Below are 22,499 nucleotides of genomic sequence, written 5' to 3' on the forward strand. Positions count from 1 at the left end.
GAGTCCGATCACTCCGGACACCGGGCCTGCACGCAATCTTCTGAACGTCGCCTATGGAATTCTAATGCGGAGAATCGCACCCGGGCCCCCTGCCCCCCAGTTGGAGATGTACAGGTCGTGATCGGGACCGAACGCCATGCCGGTAGGTACGTTGAGGCCGGTGACCACGTCGACGATCTTGCCGTCGGCATCCAGTCTAACGACCTTGCCGTTGCCGGGAGCGGGACCTCCTGGCGCATCGGACAGTTCAAGCGCGTAGAGCAGCCCATCATGGCCGAACTTCAGGCTGACAATGGTCGTGAAGCCTGCGCGCGAGTTCGCGATGCGGAACTTGCCAAGCTCTGACGGCTTGGTCTCCAGGCCGGGCGTCGTGTCGATGAAGAACAGCTCCTTGGAGAGCGTAACGATGCTTGCAGCGGTAGGTGAGATGGGAAAGACGCCGAGGCTGCCGACATAAAGGTTGAAGCCGTTGCTGGCAATCGAGGTGGGCACAACGTGTCCGTAGGCCAGGGAGGTGTCGAGTACCTGATGGGTAGCGCCCTCCGGTGTCGTGGCCGTGATCACGCCGTGGTTGGCCTCGACGACAAAGAGCTTGTCGTTATGCGCGATCATGGCATAAGGCACGCCTGCGGTGTCGAAGTCGCTGGCAACGTAAGCCGCCGGATGCTCCTGATAGAAGGCCGTGAGGTCGGTTACATAACTCCATTTGCCGCTTCGATAGTCCACCTTGACGATGCCATTGGGCAGGTCCGGATTGGCATGGGCGCAGCCGCCGCCCGCGAGCACAGCATACAGTTTGCCGTCGAGGAAGGCGACATCGGCGACACCCTCTACCGCACCGGTGCCGTCGAGTGCGGAAGGAAGTCCGGTCGCCAGCGTCGAGCGAGTCCCATGCGAATCGACCTTGGAGATACGGGCCGTGGTTCCACCTTTGTAAGGACCGATGGGGGCAGCGGGCTGCGCGCAGACACCGACAGTCGAGTTGGAACCGCCGGTGCCCGCCTCGGCAATGTAGAGCTCGCCGTCAGGACCGAAGGCGAGACCACGCGGCCCTTCAAGACCGGACACCCAGGCTGTCGCCTTGGAGGCATCGACCGGAAGCTGGGCCTGGACTGCGGGAGAGAGGAGAGCGACCGCCGCGAAGGCAGCAACGAAGTGGGTCTGGATTAGAACAGAGTGTTTCAATGGAATCTCCTTGACGGCGTTGGCCGCGAACTTTGTCGACTCTGCTCCGAGAACCGCGCTACACTGAAGTTCCTTCTCGTAACTTACGTGCTCGCGCAATGGATTGTGGTGGTTGCAGGGGTTCTGGATGCTGGCGTTCAACGCGACGGTCGACCATACGGAAGTCAAGCTGGCCTTGGAGCGCGTTTTATCCTCACGCGTATTCACCAGGGCGGAGCGGAGCCGGCGATTCTTGCGCTACTTGATGGACGCCGCCCTCTCGCAGCCGCCCGTCACGGTCAAGGAGTTCACCATCGCGATGGATGTCTTCGATCGCGATGCAAGCTACGACCCCTCGATCGATGCCACCGTGCGAGTGGAGGCCAGCCGTCTCCGAGCCAGGCTCCGCGAATACTACGACGACGAGGGTCGAGACGAGACCCTCATCATCGAGGTGCCAAAGGGCGGCTACACAGCGGTCCTGCGTACTCGGCAGACGGCCAGTCCGGCGCTACCCGGGCAACCCGCTGCTGCCAGCCAGTCCGTCTCAGCGAACCAAGGTCAGGAAGATCCTCGCGCGCCGACGCCTGAAGCGATTACGGCCGCCAGGGAAGTCGGGCCCCGGCGAAGGCTCTGGATCGCCGCCTGTGGACTCCTCCTGGTGCTGGCCGGGGTAGCCCTGGGCGTACGTGCCTCTCGCGGACGCAAGCAGCAGGGCGCGATCAAGCCGGCAACCTTGTCGCTCGCCATCTTGCCGATCGTCAACCGCACTGGAGACCCAAAACTGGACTACCTCTGCGATGGCCTTACCGACGACCTCATCCGGCAGCTCTCGCAGATTCCTTCGCTGAAGATGATCGCCCGCACCGCGGCCTTTCGTTACCGACAGCCAACCGCGAACCCTCTGGAAGCGGGTAAGGCGCTCGAAGCAGGCAGGGCGCTCAAGGTCGGAGCCGTCATGACGGGCGAACTGCGGCGCACCACGGACCACCTCTCGCTCGTCGCGGAGCTGAGCGATCTAGCCGATGGAACAGTGCTGCTCGACCGCGAGTACATCGTCGAAGATCAAGACCTGCGCTCGGCGCAGGCGGAGCTCCAGCGCGACCTGATCGGAAAGCTGCATCTGGAAAGCTCAGCGTTGGACCCAGGGCGCAGTCTGCGAAGCGTCACCGCAAGCCCGCAGGCCTACCAGGAATTTCTAGAGGGGGACTCTCTGGCACGCAGCGGAGAGCCGGGGGACCTGCACCAGGCACTGTCGCACTTTGAGCGCGCCGTATCGCTGGACCCGCAGTTCGACCTCGCGTGGTCCGCGATAGCAGGCGAACATCTGTTGCTGGGGCTCTACTTTGAGGCTCCTCGGGACCATATTCCGCAGGCGCGGCTCTACGCGGAGCGAGCGCTGAAGATCAATCCCTCGCTGGGAGAGGCTCACGGAAGCCTTGGCCTCATTCACCTGGTGTATGACTGGAAGCCCGCAGCGGCAGAGGCGGAGATGACCGCGGCAGGAGCCGAGGAGGCCGCGATGAGCACGCTCTCCTGCACCGCGCACCTGATCGAGGGCGCAGGAAAGCCCCGGGCGGCCGAAGAGCTGTTATCCCGCATGTTGACCTACGATCCAGGTTCGGCATCGCTGATCGCGGAGCTGGGTTGCGTCAACTACTACCGGGGCGACTACAGCGCCGCGCTGCGGCACTACCGGCAGGCGCTTGCTGCGGACCCTCGCTCGCCCGTGCCCTACTGGGGAATCGGCAAGACGCTGGTGGCACAGCATAACTACGCCGAGGCAATCACTGTATTGACGACATTCAAGCAAAAGAATGGGTTCGAACCGCCGTTGCTGACGGCCGAACGGGGCTATGCCCTGGGAAGCTCCGGCAGACGGCACGATGCGCTGGCAGTCGTGCAGGAGCTGGCAGAGCGAGGCAAGCATAGTTTTATCGACCCATACTTTGTGGCGATCATCTATGCGTCGATGAACGACCGCGAGGAAGCCTTCGCCTGGCTGGATAAAGCGTTCGAGGCGCGCTCGACCTTCATGATCTCGCTCCTGTCGGAGCCGAAGTGGGAGCCGCTGCGGTCGGACCCCCGGTTTCAAAAGCTGATCTTGCGTATGCTCGACAGTAAAGCCGATTGAGGTTCGTTCGGCGCTCCAAGAATCCTGTCAAGCCCCTTAAACGCAAATCCCCGCGCCAGATAAGGAGATTCGCGTGGCACATTAGATAACCTCAAATAGCTATACTTGATACAGGCGGACACAAAGAGAGACAAGCACAAGGGGTGATATTGCTATCTCGTTGATAATAAATATTTTGCGCGTAACTCCTTTGGCTGCAATATTTTGCAGGTGCAGGTCGTCTCTAAGCCAAAGAATTAAAAGACTTTACGCCCAAGATACCCCCCGGGGGGAGGGGGGAGGTACCCCTTTAAACTCCTTTTTCTCCTGTAACTCAGCAGTAACAACAAGCTATCTTAGAAAGAAGTTTTATTCGGAAGGCCCAACCCATGGTTGATCAAGCAACGCAGGCAGCACCAGACCTCCGCACCACCGCCTTCCCCCCTGAGTTCACCCCAGGTGCTCGCAACGCCGCCACCACCTGCCTCCGCATCCAGCCCAACGAGAAGGTCACTCTTATCACGGATGAGCGCTGCCTCACCATCGCCGCCTCGCTCGTCGCGGAGCTGGACCAGATCGGCTGCACCTGGAACGCCTTCGTCCTCGAAGCCCTCGCCCCACGTCCTCTCATCGATCTCCCCTCAGCCATCCTCGAAGACATGGAGTCCTCGCAGGTCAGCATCTTCGCCGTCGAAGTCCAGCCCAACGAGCTTCATAGCCGCATGCAGATGACCGACGTCGTCAATCGCCGCCGCATGCGCCATGCCCACATGGTCAATATCACCCCCGAGATCATGACCCAGGGGATGCGCGCCGACTTCCTCGCTATCGACCGCCTCTCGCAGGCAGTCCTCGACAAGGTCCGCGCCGCCACCTACGTTCGCGCCACCACCCCGGCCGGCACCGACATCCACGCCCAGCTCAACCCCGACTATCGCTGGTTTAAGACCTCCGGCATCATCAGCACCGAGAAGTGGGGCAACCTCCCCGGTGGCGAGTGCTTCACCGCGCCCGGCGAAGTCAATGGCGTCTTCGTCGTCGATGGCGTCGTAGGCGACTTCCTCTGCGCCCGCTACGGCATCCTCCGCGCCCATCCCCTCACCATCAACATCGAAGGCAACCGCATCACCCGCGTTTCAAGCGAAAACAAAGCCCTCGAGCGCGATTTCTGGGCATACACCCACACCGACGAAAACTCCGACCGCGTAGGGGAGTTCGCCATCGGCACCAACATCGGAGTCGACCGCGTCATCGGCAACATCCTTCAGGATGAAAAGTTCCCCGGCATCCACATCGCCTTCGGAGACCCCTACGGCGCCCACACCGGAGCGCCCTGGAAGTCTTCCACGCACATCGACGTAGTCGGCCTCGAATTCAGCATCTGGCTAGGCGACGCCCAGGGTGAAGAGCAGATCATGCGCGACGGCCAGTTTTTACTCGACGCCTAAGCTAGACAGAACATAGCCCAACCGACCGACAAGCCTGATCCCTCGGACGAAAGCTTCAGTAACAGCTCAATGGGAATCAGTTGTTGTCTTGCTGTCCGTCTTGATCTGATAAGGCTTGGTATCGACGCTCTGGTTGTACTTGATGTCGGAGTAGACAGCCGTTCGATAGTCCTCCGACGGCATGTAGAAGCTCTGTTTCACAGTAATGCCACGGACAGGGTCTACCCAGATCGTCATATGCGTGCAGTTGTTGCGGACAGCGGGGTCCTTTGGCACAAGATCCAGCTTCGCCGTTTGCACCCCACTCACCACTTCATCACCCAGATCCGAGATCGTCCAAGCCTTGGCCATCTCTCTGCCGCTACCGCCAAACCCAAGCGTCAGAAAGCTCTCCATCTGAGCCTGGTTGCCCTTAGGAGTGATGACCGTCTCATGATCCGTGCCAGGGTCAAACAGAGTCAAAACTCCGTTCCGATACTCCAGAATCTTGATGGAGGGAGAGGTGACCTTCGCCCCCATCACGGTCTTAGCCCCGTCTTTCTTGAAATAAATGGTGCCCTTCTGTGTCGTCGTCTGCTGCACAACCTTCTCGTAAAGGTCCCACTGAAAAGTGGCTTCGGCCGACTGAAACCTCAAGCTCGCCGCATCCATCTGCCGAAGAACTTCATCCAGATGTCCAGGCTTCGGCTGCGCAACCGCAGAAGCTGGAGCGATGACGGAAACAACGGATGACAGGATAAGTGATGCAACAGTACGACGAAATGTGGTCATAAGTCAGGTACTCCCGAAAGTTGGATGCTTTCTGCGCCAGAAGCTAACGGAGAACCCACGCGTTGTAGGCGATGATCTTGCCCTGTACGTCGCGAACGGGTTCGTACCGCTGGATCGACACCTCGCCTGAGATCGGTTCGATCAACCGTAAAATGGCGGCCTGGCGCTCGGCGTCCGTACTGGCGCCGCCCATATCCTCAGCTCGAACCTGATAGATAAAGCGGCTGCTCCCGCCGGCGGTTCCAGCTTCCCGCACCAGCACCTCGCTGGCGTGGAGAGCGACGGTCTCAACAGGTTTGTCTTTGAAGTCGATCAAGTGGGGTGAGACAAACATGAAGACGAGAATGGCAGTCACCATGACGTCATAGTGAAAGCTACCCCGTTCGTAGGCCCAGAAGATGTAGTTACGAATCAGTTTGAACATGTCTTAGCTCCAGCCTTGCTGCTTGCCGATCACCGTATCGCCGTTCATATAGGGTATCAACACGTCCGGGACTCTTACGGTGCCGTCCGATTGCTGATAGTTCTCCAGAATCGCAAGGTAGGTGCGTCCTACAGCGAGTCCGCTGCCGTTGAGGGTATGAAGGAACTCGCTCTTCTTTGCTTTGGCCGGGCGGTAGCGAATATTCGCCCTGCGGGCTTGGAAGGTCTCGAAGTTCGAGCACGAGGATATCTCGCGATAGAGTTGCTGGCCGGGCAACCACACCTCGAGGTCATAGGTCTTAGCAGCAGAAAAGCCCATATCGCCTGTGCAGAGCAGCATTCGCCGGTAAGGGAGGCCGAGGCGCTCAAGCACTGTCTCAGCATGGCGTGTGAGTCGTTCGTGCTCGGAGTTGGAGTCTTCTGGACGTACGAACTTCACCAACTCGACCTTCTGGAACTGATGCTGGCGGATCATGCCACGAACATCTTTGCCGTAGGAGCCTGCTTCGGAGCGGAAACAAGGGGTATAGGCGCAGAAAGATATTGGAAGCTGCGATTCGTCGAGCGTCTCTTCGCGAAATAGGTTCGTGACCGGGACCTCAGCGGTGGGAATGAGCCAATGATCGTTCTCCTGGTAAACCCCGGGCTGGTAGGTACCTTTGTCGTCGCAATGGAAGAGATCTTCGTCAAACTTGGGCAGTTGGCCCGTGCCAAAGAGCGACTTAGAGTTGACCATGTACGGTGGCAGGACTTCTGTATAGCCGTGCTCGCCTGTATGAAGGTCGATCATAAAGTTGGCGAGGGCGCGTTCAAGCCGGGCTCCCTGGCCGAATTGGACAACAAAACGGGAGCCTGAGATTTTGGCAGCGCGGCCAAAGTCGAGAATGCCTAGCGTTTCGCCTAGATCCCAGTGAGGTTTCGCCATAAAATCGAAGGTTGTTTTCTCGCCCCAGACCTTCTCTTGTCGGTTGTCGTCGGCGGATCGCCCAATGGGAACGCCATCCTGGGATAAGTTGGGTAGGGCCTGCAGTATCTCTTTCAAACGCTCGTCGGAGGCCGCTGCGGCGGACTCGAGCGACTCCGCTTCAGACTTCAGGGTGCGAGTCTGTTCGGTCTGTGCGGTCGTATCTGCGCCTTCACGTCTGAGCTTCGCAATCTCTTCCGTTAGCTTGTTTCGCTGGGCCTTCAGCGTCTCCACTCGAGTGATAGCCTCGCGGCGCTCGCGGTCGATTTCAACAAAGTTACGGAGTGCAATTGCGGGATCTATCTCCCGGTTACGCAACTTTTCTTCTACTAGGGCCAAATTAGCCCGCACAAATGCAAGGTCAATCATCACCTCACATTTTAGCGTCTTCCCGCCATGCAAACTTGCGATATCACCGATACCTCCATTTCTTTGGATCGATGGCGAGCAATAAGTTACCGCTACACTAGTTAGGTATGGGAATGGAATCGGGACAGTGAGCGCGACTGCACGAGCCAAAGGTCCGGACATGCGGGTGACCGTCGCCGGTGTTGAGTTTAGCTCGCCGGTGATTGCGGCAAGCGGAACGTTCGGTTATGGGATCGAGTTTGAAGATATTGTTTCTCTGGATCGCATCGGAGGGTTCGTCACGAAAGGGCTCTCGCGCGAGCCGATGGCTGGCAACCCGGCTCCGAGAATCATAGAGACCGCCGCCGGGATGATGAATGCGATTGGGCTGCAGAACATGGGGGTTCGCGCTTTTATCGCCGAAAAACTTCCCAAACTGAGGAAGATCACTGGCACGGTCATTATCGCGAACGTCTTCGGGTTCACCATTGAGGATTGCGTCGAGGTGATTCAAGCTTTGAACGATGCCCCCGGTGTAGCGATGTATGAGCTGAATGCGAGTTGCCCCAATACCAGCCATGGGGGAATGGTCTTCGGGACCGATCCGCCGCAGCTTTGGGAGTTGGTGGCCCGATGCAAGGCGGCGGCTCGCAGGCCTCTGATGGTTAAGCTTTCACCTAATGTTACTGATATTGGATTGATGGCGCGCGTTGCAGCGGACGGTGGCGCTGACGCGGTCTCACTGGTCAACACCTTCGTCTCTTTGGCGATTGATGTGGAGACGCGCCGGCCTCGTATCGCCAACATTACCGGAGGACTCTCCGGCCCCGCGATCAAGCCCATTGCAGTGCGGATGGTGCATGAGGTTTCGAGGAATGTGACGATCCCTATCGTTGGCATGGGAGGGGTTGTTCGGGCCGAGGACGCGGTGGAGTTCATGATGGCGGGGGCGACTGCCGTGCAGGTTGGGACGGCAAGCTACGCCGATCCGCGCGCCGTCGAGAATGTTGCGAATGGGTTGAAGCGCTGGTGTGTCACGCACCAGGTTCCGCACGTAAGCTCGCTGACTGGTTCGGCTCTGTTGTGACGAAGTGTTGTCGCTTGCTGGCTTTAGAATAGTCAGGTGATGATTGAACACGACGTTGCCTCCTCAACTGCTCCGACCGATCTTCGGCAGATCCGCCGCGCTCTACTCTCTGTAACCGACAAGACAGGACTTGTTGATTTTGCTCGAGTTCTTGCATCGTTCGGCGTGGACCTAGTTTCAACAGGGGGGACCGCCCGCGCGCTGCGAGAGGCCGGTCTCCCTGTGCGCGATATTAGCGACCTGACCGGATTTCCCGAGATGCTCGATGGCCGTGTGAAGACTCTTCACCCGAAGGTGCATGGCGGAATCCTGCATATTCGTGATAACGCGGAACATATGGCTTCGGTTGCTGAGCACCAGATAGAACCGATCGATATGGTGGTGGTGAACTTGTACGCATTCGGGAACACGGCGAATCGTCCGGGTGTTGCTTTCGCGGACGTGATCGAAAATATCGATATCGGTGGACCTTCGATGGTTCGGTCGGCGGCGAAAAACTTTGCGGACGTCGCGATTGTGACCTCTGTTGCGGACTACTCTCGATTGGCGGATGAGATGGCGGCGAACTCGGGCGGTCTGAGTCACGCGACACGCTGGAGGCTCGCCAAGACGGCCTTTGCGGTCACCGCAGCATACGATGCAGGTATAGCGACGGCGCTGGAGAACATCGAAACTCCGAGCGGGAAGGCTATTTTTTTGCAGGAGCAGTTGCCTTCAACTGTTCGGGTCAATGATCCGCTTCTCAAATCGCTTCGCTATGGAGAGAATCCGCACCAGAAGGCTGCGCTCTATACAGACGGCAGCGAAAAGGGTGTGGCGAACGCCAGGCAGCTTCAGGGGAAGGAACTCAGCTACAACAACATTGTGGATCTGGACGCCTGCTGGGAGTTGGTAAGCGAGTTCGATGAGCCGGCTGTGGTCATCATCAAACACACCAACCCTTGTGGTGCTTCGACCGGAGCCACGGTCGCCGAGGCCTATCGGCGAGCACTCGAGGCCGATCCGGTGTCGGCCTTTGGCGGAGTGATTGGGATCAACCGCGAGGTGGATGCCGCAGCGGCTGAGGAGATTGCGAAGCTATTCGTCGAGGCTATCGTCGCGCCCTCGTTCACCAGTGAGGCGCTGGAACGTTTTGGGACGAAAAAGAATCTCAGGCTCCTCGAGATTTCGCCTGTCGATATTCCACGCGTCTTGAAGCAGGTTTCAGGTGGGATGCTGGTGCAGGATGCCGACCGGTTGCGGATCAGCGAGGGGGAGCTCCAGATCGTGTCCAAACGAACGCCCACTGCGGAGGAGCTGCGTGCTCTGCTCTTTGCCTGGGGAGTATGCAAACACGTCAAATCGAACGCGATCGTCTACGCTCGTTTCAGCGGGGGACATGGCCAGACGGTAGGCATCGGGGCGGGCCAGATGAGCCGGGTGGATGCGGCACGCTTCGGCGCAATGAAAGCCGTACTGCCGCTAAAGGGCATTGTTGCAGCCTCCGACGCATTTTTCCCCTTCGCGGATGGCCTGGAAGTTGTAGCGCAAGCTGGTGCTACAGCGGTGATTCAGCCTGGGGGGTCGGTGCGGGATGCCGAGGTGATCGAGGCTGCGGACCGGCTGGGCGTGGCGATGGCATTTACAGGCGTCAGGCACTTCCGGCACGGATAATCTTCCGGATTTGCGCCAATGACGGATATAATCACGGCCATGCTGCGCAAACGGCTGGTCTGGGCCACCTGCATCCAATCCGCAGGCGCCATCGTCTAACCAGTGTCCAGGAGCATAGCATCGACTTCCATTCCGTCGGCACAGGAAACTACAACATGACACTTCTTTTACGTGCCTCTTCTCTTCGCCATCTCCGGCTGATTCCCGCTGCGGCGCTTTTTTTTGTTGCACACACGATGATTGCTCAGGCTCCAGGCGCTGCGAAGGGTTTGGTAGCAGCTTCGGTTCAACCTGATCGCGCGTCTTCGTACTACCACTATGGGTTGGCGCGGCTTTACGAAGATATGGCGGTGAACGCGGGGCGGTCGGACTATGCAACCCAGGCGGTGGAGCAATACAAGCTGGCTTTGGATGCCGACCCGAACTCGCGCCTTCTGCAGGATGGTCTGGCCGACCTTTACTTCAAGATCGGCCGCATTCGTGAGGCAGTGACGGCTGCGCAGGACCAGGTGACCAAGAACCCTGATGATATTGAAGCCCATACCTTGCTGGGAAAGGTCTATCTGCGTTCGCTTGGAGACATGCAAAGCTCTCAGTCCGGACAGATGCTTCAACTCGCGATTACAGAGTACGAAAAGCTTGCACAACTGAAGCCGAATGACGTGGAGACGCATCTTTTACTGGGCCAGCTGTATGGACTGAATCACGACTCGGGGAAGGCAGAGGCTCAGTTCAAGGCCGCTCAGGGGATAGACGCCAATTCGGAGGAGGTCGCGCTCAATATGGCGCGGCTCTACAGCGAACAGGGAGATCCGAAGCGCGCGGCCGAGGTTCTCAGCGCCATTCCGGTCGACGATCGATCGCCGCGCGTCGAGTTCGCGTTAGGTGCGAGCTACGAGCAACTGAAGAGGAATAGGGACGCGATCGCTGCTTATCATCGGGCTCTGGATGCTGAGCCCGATAACCTGGATACAGAGCGCGGTCTTGCCAATGCCTTGCTTGGCGATGGTCAACTGGATGAGGCGCTGAAGGTATTGAATGGCATTGTTGCGGCTGAGCCGCAAGATGCTCAGTCTCAGATCCATATCTCCGAGATTGAGCGGAGACAAGGGCATTACGACGAAGCGCTGAAGACGCTGGATAAGGCGAAGCCGCTGGCTCCTGAATCGCTGGAGCTTACTTACAATGAGGCTCTTATCTACGACTCGCTGGGTCGTTACGACGATGCGATTGGTGTGTTGACCAAGCTGGTGGCTGACTCTGCTCATCCGGATGGAAAGTACACCGATGGAGAGAAGGCCAATCGCTCGATCTTCCTGGATCGGCTCGCGATCATCTATCGCGAGGAGAACAAGACTGCAGATGCAGTTGCTGCTTACAAGCAGATGGCGTCGCTTGGCGGTGACTACGTCAAGAGTGGCTATCAAGGCCAGATCGATGCCTATCGCGATGCTCATCAGTGGAAGGAAGCTACTGCGACTGCCGCTGAGATCGCGAAGCTGATGCCGAACGATCATGGGATTCAGCTGATGTATGCTGGTCAGCTCGCCGATACAGGCGCAGTCGATCAGGGGATTGCGCTGGCGAATGCGCAGTTGGCGGCGACGAAGGGAACTCCGGACGAGCGTGACTCTCATCTGGCTTTGGCGCAGATTTACACTCGGCTGAAGCGCTATCAGGAGGCTTCTGCAGAGCTTACGAGCTCTGACGCGCTCGCTACAAAGCCTGACGAGAGGCTCTACGTGGCGTTTCTGCGCGGCGCGCTTTATGACCGGCAGAAACAGTACGATCTGGCCGAAGCGGAGTTTCGCAAGGCGCTTGCGATTGATCCGCAGAACGCGACCGTTCTCAACTATCTTGGTTACATGCTGGCTGATCGCGGCGTTCGACTTCCGGAGGCGCTGACGCTGATCCGCAAGGCGGTTGAGCTCGATCCTCAGAATGGCGCGTTCTTGGATTCTCTCGGTTGGGCTTACTACAAATCCGGTCAATATGCTCTGGCAGAAGAAAATCTGCGCAAGGCGAACGAGCGGATCAACACCGATCCCACGGTTCACGATCATCTTGGCGAGGTCTATGAGAAGACCGGGAACCTGAAGATGGCGGTGGCGCAGTGGGAGCGCTCGATGACCGAGTATGCTCGTTCGCTGTCAGCGGATGCCGATCCTGCGGATGTTGCGAAGGTTCAGCACAAGCTTGAGAACGCGCGGGTGAAGCTGGCGAAGGTCGGAAACGTCTTGGTCAAATAGCAAGATCGTCACACAGCGGTAAGGGTTTGAGGCTCCTCGAGTAATTTTGAGGAGCCTCTGCCGTTTACACTAGAGCTGACTATGGCAATCGATCTTCACAGTTGCGCGGTCGTCGCCGATCCGGGCGATCTGCTGCTGACGCGTGTGTACCCGGCACCGTTTCGGCCTTCCCGGACTCCGTTTCAGCGGGACCGGGAGCGGATTGTGCAGGCCCGCGCCTTCCGGCGCCTGGCGGGGAAGACGCAGGTCTTTACCAGCCGCGCCTCGGACCACTTTCGCAGCCGGTTGACCCACACCATCGAGGTGGCGCAGATTGCGCGGGCGGCGGCTGCGGCGCTTGGTCTGCAGGAGGATCTGGCCGAGACGCTGGCGCTGGTTCATGACATTGGACATCCGCCGTTTGGGCACGCCGGGGAGCGGGCGCTGGATCAGTGCCTGAAGAGGCATGGACGCGGCTTTGATCACAACATCCACGCTCTGCGCATCGTCGACCACTTCGAGCAGCGCTACGCGGCGCATCGCGGGCTGAACCTTACGCTGGGAGTTCGCGAGGGGATCATCAAGCACTCGCGGGACTACAGTATCGAGAAGCATCCGGATCTGACCGGCCTGCTGCTGGATCAGCGACCGCCGCTGGAGGCGCAGCTGATCGATCTCGCCGACGAGATCGCCTATCTTACGGCGGATCTTGACGATGGGGTCGAGTCCGGTCTGCTTGAGGTGAGCCATATTTGTGAGCATGTGGAGATTGTTGCGCGTTGCTACAAGACAGTGGAACGCGAACATGCCGGGGTCGATGAGAAGTTTCTGTTCAACGAGGCGCTGCAGTTGATGCAGAACGTTCTGACCGACGACCTGATTGAAAATACGGCGCGGAACACGATGGCCATCGGTGCTGAGTCGCTGGCCGATGTGCGGAGACATCCGAGCCGGCTGGCGCTGTTTTCGCCGAAGGTGGAGGCGGAGCGTCTGCAGGAGAAGCGGTATCTCTATGACGCACTTTATACCTGCCCGGAGCTCGAGCATGAGCACGACAAGGCGGAAGAGGTGGTGACGGCGCTGTTCGACTACTGGATCAACGATCCGGAGGAGCTGCCGGTGAACCACTTCGAGTCGGTGGAGAACCAGGGTCTGGCTCGCGTGGTGGCGGATTACATCGCCGGGATGACGGACAGCTTCATCTTGCTGCAGTATGCGCAGATCAAACGGGCTGTTCGCCGATAGAGTAGCGGGCGAACGATTCGGAATGCTCGTCGGGCAAATGATACTGATTGCTCGTCGATGACTGAATAAAAGTGAACAGCCGCATTCGCGAGGCTGTACACTTTCAGCCAAATGAGCTTCAGCCCAGCCAATATTACGGCGCTTGTGATTGCTGCCAGCTTTGCGGCTGGCCTGAATATCTATGCCACCGTGCTGACGCTTGGGATTCTTGCGCGTACGCACTGGGTGGCGCTGCCTCCTGGTCTGGACTCGCTGGGGCACACCTGGGTGCTGGTGGTGTGCGGGATTATGTTCGCGATCGAGTTTGTGGCGGACAAGATTCCTGCTTTCGATATGATCTGGAACGCGTTGCATACGGTGGTGCGAATTCCTATCGCTGCGCTGGTGGCGTATCACGCGAGTTCGCAGTTGTCTCCGCAGATGCAGGTGCTGGCTACGGCGATTGGAGCTGCGGTCGCGCTGGCGGCGCATGGATCGAAGACGGCTCTGCGGGCTGCGGTGACGCCTAGTCCGGAGCCGGTATCGAATATCGCGTTGAGCTCGACCGAGGATGTAGCGGCGGTGGGGCTGACGTGGTTTGCGACGCATCACCCGTTGATTGCTGCTTCGATCGCGGTGGTCCTGCTGGTAGCGGCTCTGCTGGCTGCCAGGGCGTTACTGCGAGCGATCCAAAGACCACTACGGCGTCTGTTCGGTACTGATCTGGAAGAAGTTAGGAGTCCGGCTGAGCGGCTGCCCTAGATGGGGGGTACCCCCCCTATTGCCCGCGCGTAAATTCCTTATTATCATGGTTTTACGGCTGATATAGACCTGTAAATATGTCATTCCAAAAGGGTTGCGTCCAGATACGTGCAAACAAACGGGTTATGCGGCTTAAAGTGAAAAACCCAGCTTTTGGCTGGGGTTTTCTTTGCTCTATTTCTAGTATAGCGCGCCGGGGCTAACTTGTACGCCACACGTATGTCTTTCCGAATGAATGGTTTGGGTAGTTTAGGGGCTTGACAGGTTATTTTGCCTTTTTCTAGCGAGGTTTTCCTGCGGCTCGCCTTGCGTTTGTCAGGAGATTGAGGACGGAAAGAGCGTTTCGCGCTACCTTTCCACTTGATAACATTTCGTAAAGTTTGAGGGACACCGCGTTGAGCTTTGTACTGCTGATGATTTTTGCCGCGTCAATTCCAGCAACAACTATGGTTCCCGCCCAGCAGGTTTCGCCAGACGCTGGAGGCCTTCAGCGCCACTACGCAGATGGAATGGTTTCCCATTATTTGATGACGGGTGACAACGATGGCTGGAAGTACACCATTCGAGCCGCCGACAGCGTGAAGCGCGATACAAACGGTCGCTTCTATGAGGAGATCGGTTGGTCGGACCTCACCTCGAATACGCAGCAGACGCTCACACCTGCAAGCCTGGCGATGCGGCAAACCATTTCTCTGGATGACGCCGCTACATACCTGAAGGTGCCGAACCTTGCGAACGTTCAACCGCTCCTGATTGGGCCCATCACCGATACCCTGACCTTCTATAGCGATCTTCTATTAGCCATCAGAGCGAAGCTGGCGCGGCCCGGACAGACGGCCTATGTTTCGCGCACCACTCCCAATTCCTGGGCCGACGGACAGCGTGTCCTACTCGGCCAAGACGTGGTTGATTTTTCCCTTTCCGTGGAATCCTCAGACGCAGCCGGGCATACTAAGACTTTGCTTATCCAGCACGTACCTCCCCCTGAACTTCACGTTCAGCAACCTGGGAAGTGGATGCAAGCGCCAACGTCGGCTAAGCCGAACAACTTCGTCCAGGTCTCCAGAGAGAGTGAAGGATTCAGCGCAGAGACCGGCACGGAGACCTTTGACGTGAGACTCGTTGTGGACACCCGTGATGGCCGGATAGTATCAGCGGCGATACACAACCCTGTCGTACTTAGAGTTCGCACTTGCACAGATCGTGAGCTCACGCAGTGTGGATCAGAAACGACAAAGACAATCCTCCGAGAGATTACTTTGAAGCTTGTCCCGTAGCCTGCAAGGCAGCCCGGTGCTGCGCGGCCGCATAGCGGGGGCGATTCACGGGCTAGGCTGCCGGTTCCTCGCGGAATTACCGGCATTTCAGACATTGAGCTGCTAGCGTGCCCTGAGCGGCGTAGTGGTGGGCAACTGGATTTCGTAGAGTTTGGCGGGGTCGAGATAGCTGCCTTGCCAACGGACGCCCAGGTGAAGGTGGGGGCCGGTGGCGCGTCCGGAGGCGCCGCTGAGGGCGATGATCTGGCCTCGGCGGACGCGGCGGCCTGCGGAAACTTCAATCTTTGAGAGATGCATGTAGACGCTCATGAGGCCGAGGCCATGGTCGATGATGACGCAGCCTCCTTCAAAGTAGAGAGGACGTGCGAGAACGACGCGGCCGGAGTTGATGGCGGCTACGGGGGTGTGGAGTTTGGCGTGATAGTCGAGGCCGCGGTGGACGCTGGCGACCTTGCCGTTGAAGAGGCGCTGATTGCCGAAGGAGTCGGACTGGGGCGCGAGGCGGAGGGGTGGGAGGAAGTTGCCGGTCCATAGCGGCTTCGCGGCTGAGGTGGCGAAGGCTTTGTCTTTGACGATCTTGTCGGCGGCGATCTGGCGGAGTGATTTGGGGTCGGGTTGAACGAACTTGTCGGGGACGGTGAGGGGAACCTGCAGGTAGGGTGCGGTCTCGATGGTGAGTTGCTGGTGCAGGGTCTGATGGGTTTTATCTTTGAGGTCTGCCTCGATGGTGAGTGGGTAGTTGCCGGGGGTGAGTTCTACATCGACACCGGCTAGTGCGTACCAGGTGTGGCGATCGGAGTTTGGGAAGAAGGAGATCTGGTGAGACTGCCAGTTGCCGGTGACGGAGAGGGCCGGGTTCGGCAGGGAGACGGTGATGAGGAAGGGTGAGCCGTTGCTGAGTTGTGAGGGGGCGATGAGGATGGAGTCATCGAGTGTGAGGCTGCATCGCGCGGGATGCGCTGCGAAGAAAGCTACTGCGGTGAGTAGAAAGGCTCGCAGGAGAGTTCTGTTCGTGAGAGAGGGCATGAGGACAGAGTGTCTGACGGAAACAGGTGCCGGTGCCACGGCTTCAGCGGACGTTGCTTGCAAGCCACTCTGCGTAGCGCGGCTGCTTTTGTTCGATGTTGGCGCGATTGAACGGAGGACGGTCGGCATGGCCGCAGAGATAGGTACTTGCAGTCATGGCGAAGAACTCACCGACATTTTTGAGCATGTAGGCCTGAGGAGGCCAGAGGTCCGCGGTCTTCGCCCGCTCGTAGAACCTCAGAACATCTGGATTCTGGCGGCCCTTGGGCAGGCGGTCATTCTGAAAGGCGTGCATGAACTCGTGCAGCAGGATGGGGCGGTTATCCTGTTGCGGACGCAGCGAGACGAAGACACCTTTCTGGCCGAAGTGGCCTCCACCGCCGTGCTCGCCTTCTCCTACGGAGACGTGCACGGTGAAGCCGCGAAGAAACTGCTTGGTCGGTTCGGTCAGCGGGGTCGACTCAACCAGGTCGGTCTGTTGCTGGATAGCGGCCAACAGCGCCGGCTTCTCCGGGATAGCCTCGATCTCCTGGATATCGAAACGGTAGCCTCGGTAGGAGAAAGTTTTACCCTTCTCTTGACCCTGCACGGCGGGTGCCGGATCTGCAGTCTGGGCAGGGGAGGACGGTGTGAAACAGAGGTAGAGGATGGCAGACAGCAAGAGAAGCACTGTACGAGGTCTGCTGAAAAACGAAGAGGGATTCCTCATGTCTCCCTCATCATATGCCTGATAGGTAAAAGCCTGCGAGGCGGATGCTACGAAAGCAAACCCAAGGGGCTAAACCCCGCGTCGTTGGCGGGTCTGATTGCCGAGGCTAAAGCCTTGGCTTACCTAGAAGCAAAAGCTGTTTTTCGAACTTTCAAGAGGACAATCTCATCAGACTTCCTTAGAGGGTTTGCGACTGGCGAAGGCGAGGACCAGCGCGGTGATATTCTAGCCAAAATCAGTAGGAATGAGGCCTCAGTTTTTCATGTCAAACCAGAACACTCCCCAGAGCACTCCGAAGTTCGATCCGTCCGTTGAACCTATTGAAGCCGTTGAGTCTATCGAATCTTTCGACGCGATTCTGTCGGAGTATGAACAGACGCACTCGCGCCGCTCGGGTGAGGGTGGCAAGCAGATAGCGGGAACGGTGGTTGCGGTGTCGGCTGATTCGGTGTTTGTGGATATTGGGTACAAGACGGAGGGTGTGTTGCCGCTGTCTCTGTTTGAGAGTGCGGGAGAGACGGTGGAGCCGGGCGGCAAGCTGCTGGTTTCGGTGAAGGGGCGCAACGAAGAGGGGTACTACGAGCTGTCGCGGATGCGGGTGGAGCTGCCGAAGGACTGGAGCGCGCTGGAGCAGGCGTTTGCGGAGAAGACGGTGATTGCGGGGACGGTGACAGGCGTGGTGAAGGGCGGCCTGACGGTGGATGTTGGGGTGAGGGCGTTTATGCCGGGGTCGCGAAGTGGGGCGCGCGATGCGGCGGAGATGGAGAAGCTGGTGGGGCAGGAGATTCGCTGCCGGATCATCAAGCTGGATGTGGCGGAGGATCTGGTTGTGGATCGGCGGACGGTGGCGGAGGAGGAAGATCGTTCGACCAAAGAGCGGCGGTTTGGGGAGATCAACGAGGGCGACGTGGTTTCGGGGACGGTGCGCAGTTTGACGGACTATGGCGCGTTTGTCGACATCGGTGGAGTGGATGGGTTGTTGCACATCAGCGACATTGCGTGGGCTCGGGTGGAGAAGCCAGCGGATGTGTTGACGGTGGGGCAGCAGATTGAGGCGAAGGTATTGAAGGTGGAGGCAGCGGGGAAGAGGATCGCGCTGGGGATGAAGCAGTTGATGGCGCATCCTTGGGATGCGGTGGCGGGGAGGTATGTTGCGGGAGAGCGGGTGCGGGGTGCGGTGACGCGGGTGACGGACTTTGGTGCGTTTGTGGAGTTGGAGCCAGGCGTTGAGGGGATGGTGCACGTCTCGGAGATGTCGTGGGTGAAGAAGGTGAGGAAGCCGGGTGACCTGGTGAAGCCGGGCGATGTGGTGGAGGTGATGATTCTCGGCGTGAGTGTGCCGGAGCGAAGGATGTCGCTGGGGCTGAAGCAGACGCTGGGCGATCCGTGGGTGGATGCGGCGGAGAGGTTTATGGTGGGCTCGCAGGTGGAGGGGCCGGTGGTGAGCTTTACGAAGTTCGGCGCGTTTGTGCAGTTGACGGAGGGTGTTGAGGGGATGATTCATGTCAGCGAGATCAGCGCGGAGAAGCGGGTGGAGCGGCCGCAGGATGTGCTGCGAGCGGGGCAGGTGGTGAAGGCGAAGGTGCTCGATTTCGACAGGGAGAAGAGGCAGATCAGGCTGAGTATGAAGCAGTTGGTGCCGACGGGGTTGGAGGAGTACATCGCTGAGCACAACGAAGGGGATGTGGTGACGGGGCGGTTGATTGAGGTTGCGGGCGAGCAGGGGACGGTGGAGTTGGGTGAAGGGATTCGCGTGCGCGCGTGGCTGATGGCGGAGGCTGCGGCGAAGGAAGAGGCGAAGCCGGGGGCGGTGGATCTTTCGTCGTTGGGGTCGATGCTGGCGTCGCGATGGAAGAATGGGCCGAGTGCGGCTGAGGCGAAGGCGGAGCCGGTTCGCGCGGGGCAGATTCGTAGCTTTCGGATTACGCTGCTGGATCGCGAGGCGAAGAAGGTGGAAGTTCAGCTGGTCTGAAAGATTATCAAGAATAAATTCGCAGTAGTGAGATTAGGGATTGCCCTTAGTTTTCAATGTGCTGCGGGCAGCCGAGGGGTTTGGGTTGATTCAGGCTCGGTTCTGCGGCGCTTTTGTGGCTGAGATACTGCGCTATATTAGATTTATTGTGTTCAGCCTGAGGCCAAAACCGAATGCGCAGGGTTCGTGGAGAGTCTTCTTCGCGCTGCTTTGTGTGTTGCTGGTTCTGGCGACCGGGACGATTCAGGCTGTTCACTCCCACCCGGTTGGCGACATCTCGCATGCGGATTGCGCACTCTGCGTTACGGCTCACGTTGCGGTAGAAGTTGCCCAGCCGCCGGTTGCGCTGGTGGTTGCCTCCGTCGTATCTGCAGTAGAGGTCTTCGATCCGTCGACGCGGACGAAGACTTTTTTCACGTTCGCACTCTATACCCGACCTCCGCCTGTTGACTTCGTTCTCGCTTAGAAACGACGTCAAAGATCAGGTTTAAACTCAAGGGGGTTGTGTATGCACACGTCGAAACGACGCGTCATCTTCGCATTATTTGTAGTTTTCTTTGTTTTCAGTAGTGCGGTTTTTTGGTCGCAGTCTGCTGGAAATGCCGGCACTGTGGTTGGTACGGTAACGGACGCGACGGGTGCTATTGTGCCGGGGGCCACGGTGTCGATTGAGAATCCGGTGAGCGGGTATAGCCGCGTGACTACGACGGATAGCTCGGGGCACTATCAGTTTACGAACCTGCCGCTGAATCCTTATCACGTTGTGGTTTCGTTGACGGGGTTTGCGTCTTCGACTCAGGATGTTCAGGTCAGGTCGTTTGTGCCAATCGTGGTGAAGACCAGTCTGACTATCGGCGCAACTTCGACGGTTGTGAATGTGACGGGGAGCGATCTGGTGGAGAGCGATTCGACGTTCCATACGGATGTGGATCGCGGCCTGTTCGACAAGCTGCCGCTCGAGAGCCAGTCTTCTTCGCTCAGCTCGCTGGTGACTCTGTCGTCGCCGGGTGTCGCTGCTGATTCGAATGGGCTGTTTCATGGGTTGGGTGACCATGCTTCGAACTCCTTCTCGATTGATGGCCAGCCGATTACGGATCAGCAGAGCAAGGTTTTTTCGAACCAGATTCCTTCGAACTCGATTCAGTCGATTGAGGTGATCTCGGGCGCGCCGCCGGCGGAGTTTGGGGGCAAGACGAGCCTTGTCATCCAGGTGACGACGCGGTCGGGACTTGGAGTGAAGAAGCCAACCGGGAGTGTGACCACCTCGTATGGAAGCTTCGGTTCGTCGACTGGCGGGATCGATCTGAGCTATGGCGGGGAGAAGTGGGGGAACTTCGTTGAGGTGGATGGACTGAATACTGGCCGCTTCCTCGATCCTCCAGAGTTCACGGTCTTTCACGACAAGGGCAATGAGGTTAATGTGTTTGACCGTATCGACCGTCAGCTTTCGGCGGTGGACTCGGTTCACCTGAACCTGAACTACAGCCGTTCATGGTTTCAGACGCCGAACTCCTTCGACAATCTGAATGTGCAGAACGTGATTATCGGAGGAGCGGGAGCGAATCCTGTCTTCGCGAATGTGGGAAATACGGATCAACGTTCGAAGATTGGGACCTTTGATATTGCGCCGACGTATACGCGAACGATTGGGGCGAACTCGGTCTTTAATTTTGGTCCGTATATTCGCAAGGATCAGTATGACTACTATCCGAGCGGGAATCCTCTGGCTGATCTTGGTCCGCCGAATCTGCAGAATCAGACGATCGCGCAGACTCGCTCGCTGACGAACGCCGGCGTGCACACCGATATTTCTTATGTGAGGGGGAATAACAATATTAAGGTCGGAGCCAATTACTCGCAGACGTTTTTGCGAGAGAGCGACACGCTCGGTGTGGTTTCGAATACCTTCAACTCGCCGTGCACCGATGGCGCGGCGAATCCTGTGAACGGGTTCAGTGATCCATCGCAGTGTGCGGCCGCGGGGCTGTTTCCGAATGATGGCGTTCTGGCCGGCCAGCTTGGATCTGCTACCACTCCCTTCAACCCGGTGCTGCTGCCATTCGATTTGACTCGCGGCGGCGGGCAGTTCAACTTTATCGGGCACACGGATGTGAAGGAGTTGGCTCTGTATGCCCAGGATCAGATCAAGGCAGGGAACTGGCTCTTCAATCTTGGTATCCGTGGTGATTTCTATAACGGCTTGACGGTTGCTCGTCAGGCTGAGCCTCGCGTTGGTATCGCTTATACCGTGAAGCAGACGAACACGGTGTTGCGTCTCTCATATGCACGGACGCTGGAGTCGCCGTTCAATGAAAATCTCGTGCTGTCCAGTCAAGGCTGTGAGAATGCGGTTCTTTCGCCGTTGCTTTCGTGTACGCCTGGGGTCTCGGGAACACTGCAGCCTGGATTTAAGAATGAGTTTCATGCAGGTCTGCAACAGGCGTTTGGCAAGAACTTTGTCGTAAGCGGCGACTACATCTGGAAGTACACCCACAATGCTTTCGACTTCAGCGTGCTGGGGAATACTCCGATCACCTTTCCGATCGACTGGCATAATTCGAAGATTCCAGGATTTGCTTTGCGGGCCGACGTTCCGAACATTCACAACTTCTCAGCGTTTGTAGTTATGTCGTCTGTAGCAGCCCGGTTCTTTCCTCCGCAGGTTGCGGGGGCTGGAGCGACGGTGGGCGGCAGCGGGTTTCCGTTCCGGATCGACCATGATGAACGATTCAATGAAAACACGCACGCACAATATCAGATTCCGGGAAAGCATAGCCCGTGGGTTGGATTCAACTGGCGGTTCGATAGTGGACTGACGGCGGGATCTGTGCCGTGCTACAACGTGACCGATCCGAACAGCCTGTGTAATCCAGCGAACGGAGGTCCGTCAATCACGATCAACGGGCAACCGGGAATCGATCTGAGTGGATTGACGCCGGATCAGCAGTTTCAGGCTGGGCTTACGTGCAATGGAGTGAAGGCGACTCCGTATGTTGGCATTCCGGGCAATCAGTGCCTGGCTTCGGAGCTTACTTCGAAGCTGGTGTCGATTCCTGCGCCTGGAACGGAGAATGACGATAAGCATCCGCCGCGTATCGCTGAGCGCAGTCTGTTCGATGCTTCGATTGGGCAGGATAATCTGTTCAACGGCGATAAGAACAAGTGGAGTCTACGTCTGACGGGTGTGAACATCACGAACAAGTATGCGCTCTACAACTTTCTCTCGACGTTCAGCGGGACGCACTATGTGACGCCGCGTGCCTTGACGGCGGAGCTTGGGTTCCACTTCTAACAGTAGCGCGGAGCAAAGAAAGATGGGCGGTGGGATTG

The 22,499-nt window shown here is 58.2% G+C and carries 17 protein-coding genes; 11 read left to right on the forward strand and 6 right to left on the reverse strand.

Features of this window, described 5'->3' with window-relative positions:
- Window positions 1-51: 51 nt before the first annotated feature.
- Window positions 52-1,185, reverse strand: a complete 1,134-nt coding sequence (locus tag RBB75_RS16280) for a ScyD/ScyE family protein (RefSeq protein WP_179637737.1) — start codon at window positions 1,183-1,185, stop codon at window positions 52-54.
- Window positions 1,186-1,297: 112 nt separating this feature from the next.
- On the opposite strand from RBB75_RS16280, the gene RBB75_RS16285 reads away from it, so the two are divergent.
- Together RBB75_RS16285 and RBB75_RS16290 are read left to right on the forward strand one after the other, a co-directional pair.
- Window positions 1,298-3,298: a TPR end-of-group domain-containing protein gene (locus tag RBB75_RS16285; protein WP_353068676.1), complete on the forward strand. Its 2,001-nt coding sequence runs from the start codon at window positions 1,298-1,300 to the stop codon at window positions 3,296-3,298.
- Window positions 3,299-3,666: 368 nt separating this feature from the next.
- Window positions 3,667-4,725: an aminopeptidase gene (locus RBB75_RS16290; RefSeq protein ID WP_353068677.1), complete on the forward strand. Its 1,059-nt coding sequence runs from the start codon at window positions 3,667-3,669 to the stop codon at window positions 4,723-4,725.
- Window positions 4,726-4,791: 66 nt separating this feature from the next.
- Here RBB75_RS16290 and RBB75_RS16295 read toward each other — a convergent pair whose 3' ends face one another.
- Genes RBB75_RS16295 through serS form a run of 3 tightly spaced genes read right to left on the reverse strand, consistent with a single transcriptional unit; the run spans window position 4,792 to window position 7,252 of the window.
- Window positions 4,792-5,496, reverse strand: coding sequence for a LolA family protein (locus RBB75_RS16295; protein ID WP_179637740.1), 705 nt, complete (start codon window positions 5,494-5,496; stop codon window positions 4,792-4,794).
- Window positions 5,497-5,539: 43 nt separating this feature from the next.
- Window positions 5,540-5,920 (reverse strand): hypothetical protein, encoded by a 381-nt coding sequence (locus RBB75_RS16300; protein ID WP_179637741.1) that lies wholly within the window; start codon window positions 5,918-5,920, stop codon window positions 5,540-5,542.
- A 3-nt stretch (window positions 5,921-5,923) separates the two neighbouring features.
- On the reverse strand, window positions 5,924-7,252 hold the full coding sequence (serS, locus tag RBB75_RS16305; protein ID WP_179637742.1) for a serine--tRNA ligase: 1,329 nt from the start codon (window positions 7,250-7,252) through the stop codon (window positions 5,924-5,926).
- Window positions 7,253-7,412: 160 nt separating this feature from the next.
- Here serS and RBB75_RS16310 point away from each other — a divergent pair, with 160 nt between their 5' ends.
- The 6 genes from RBB75_RS16310 to RBB75_RS16335 all read left to right on the forward strand — a co-directional run bounded on the left by RBB75_RS16310 (window position 7,413) and on the right by RBB75_RS16335 (window position 15,462).
- The gene (locus RBB75_RS16310) at window positions 7,413-8,318 is read left to right on the forward strand and encodes a dihydroorotate dehydrogenase (protein ID WP_179638842.1); all 906 of its coding nucleotides are present in this window, start codon (window positions 7,413-7,415) and stop codon (window positions 8,316-8,318) included.
- A gap of 39 nt (window positions 8,319-8,357) precedes the next feature.
- On the forward strand, window positions 8,358-9,971 hold the full coding sequence (gene purH / locus RBB75_RS16315) for a bifunctional phosphoribosylaminoimidazolecarboxamide formyltransferase/IMP cyclohydrolase (RefSeq protein WP_179637743.1): 1,614 nt from the start codon (window positions 8,358-8,360) through the stop codon (window positions 9,969-9,971).
- A gap of 155 nt (window positions 9,972-10,126) precedes the next feature.
- Complete coding sequence (locus tag RBB75_RS16320) at window positions 10,127-12,220, forward strand: tetratricopeptide repeat protein (protein WP_179637744.1); 2,094 nt, start codon at window positions 10,127-10,129, stop codon at window positions 12,218-12,220.
- A gap of 81 nt (window positions 12,221-12,301) precedes the next feature.
- Complete coding sequence (dgt, locus tag RBB75_RS16325; RefSeq protein ID WP_179637745.1) at window positions 12,302-13,444, forward strand: dGTP triphosphohydrolase; 1,143 nt, start codon at window positions 12,302-12,304, stop codon at window positions 13,442-13,444.
- A 111-nt stretch (window positions 13,445-13,555) separates the two neighbouring features.
- On the forward strand, window positions 13,556-14,185 hold the full coding sequence (locus RBB75_RS16330; protein WP_179637746.1) for a DUF4126 domain-containing protein: 630 nt from the start codon (window positions 13,556-13,558) through the stop codon (window positions 14,183-14,185).
- 509 nt (window positions 14,186-14,694) lie between these two features.
- A complete protein-coding gene (locus tag RBB75_RS16335) occupies window positions 14,695-15,462 on the forward strand; it encodes a hypothetical protein (RefSeq protein WP_353068678.1) in 768 nt (255 codons plus the stop codon).
- A 102-nt stretch (window positions 15,463-15,564) separates the two neighbouring features.
- Here RBB75_RS16335 and RBB75_RS16340 read toward each other — a convergent pair whose 3' ends face one another.
- On the reverse strand, window positions 15,565-16,488 hold the full coding sequence (locus RBB75_RS16340; RefSeq protein ID WP_353068679.1) for a M23 family metallopeptidase: 924 nt from the start codon (window positions 16,486-16,488) through the stop codon (window positions 15,565-15,567).
- Between the two features lie 43 nt (window positions 16,489-16,531).
- Window positions 16,532-17,197 (reverse strand): hypothetical protein, encoded by a 666-nt coding sequence (locus tag RBB75_RS16345; protein WP_353068680.1) that lies wholly within the window; start codon window positions 17,195-17,197, stop codon window positions 16,532-16,534.
- Between the two features lie 262 nt (window positions 17,198-17,459).
- On the opposite strand from RBB75_RS16345, the gene RBB75_RS16350 reads away from it, so the two are divergent.
- Genes RBB75_RS16350 through RBB75_RS16360 form a run of 3 tightly spaced genes read left to right on the forward strand, consistent with a single transcriptional unit; the run spans window position 17,460 to window position 22,461 of the window.
- Window positions 17,460-19,169, forward strand: coding sequence for a S1 RNA-binding domain-containing protein (locus RBB75_RS16350; protein ID WP_353068681.1), 1,710 nt, complete (start codon window positions 17,460-17,462; stop codon window positions 19,167-19,169).
- A 40-nt stretch (window positions 19,170-19,209) separates the two neighbouring features.
- On the forward strand, window positions 19,210-19,635 hold the full coding sequence (locus tag RBB75_RS16355) for a hypothetical protein (protein WP_353068682.1): 426 nt from the start codon (window positions 19,210-19,212) through the stop codon (window positions 19,633-19,635).
- 42 nt (window positions 19,636-19,677) lie between these two features.
- On the forward strand, window positions 19,678-22,461 hold the full coding sequence (locus tag RBB75_RS16360) for a carboxypeptidase regulatory-like domain-containing protein (RefSeq protein ID WP_434557139.1): 2,784 nt from the start codon (window positions 19,678-19,680) through the stop codon (window positions 22,459-22,461).
- Window positions 22,462-22,499: the final 38 nt, after the last annotated feature.

Source organism: Tunturibacter empetritectus, assembly GCF_040358985.1.
GTDB lineage: Bacteria > Acidobacteriota > Terriglobia > Terriglobales > Acidobacteriaceae > Edaphobacter > Edaphobacter empetritectus.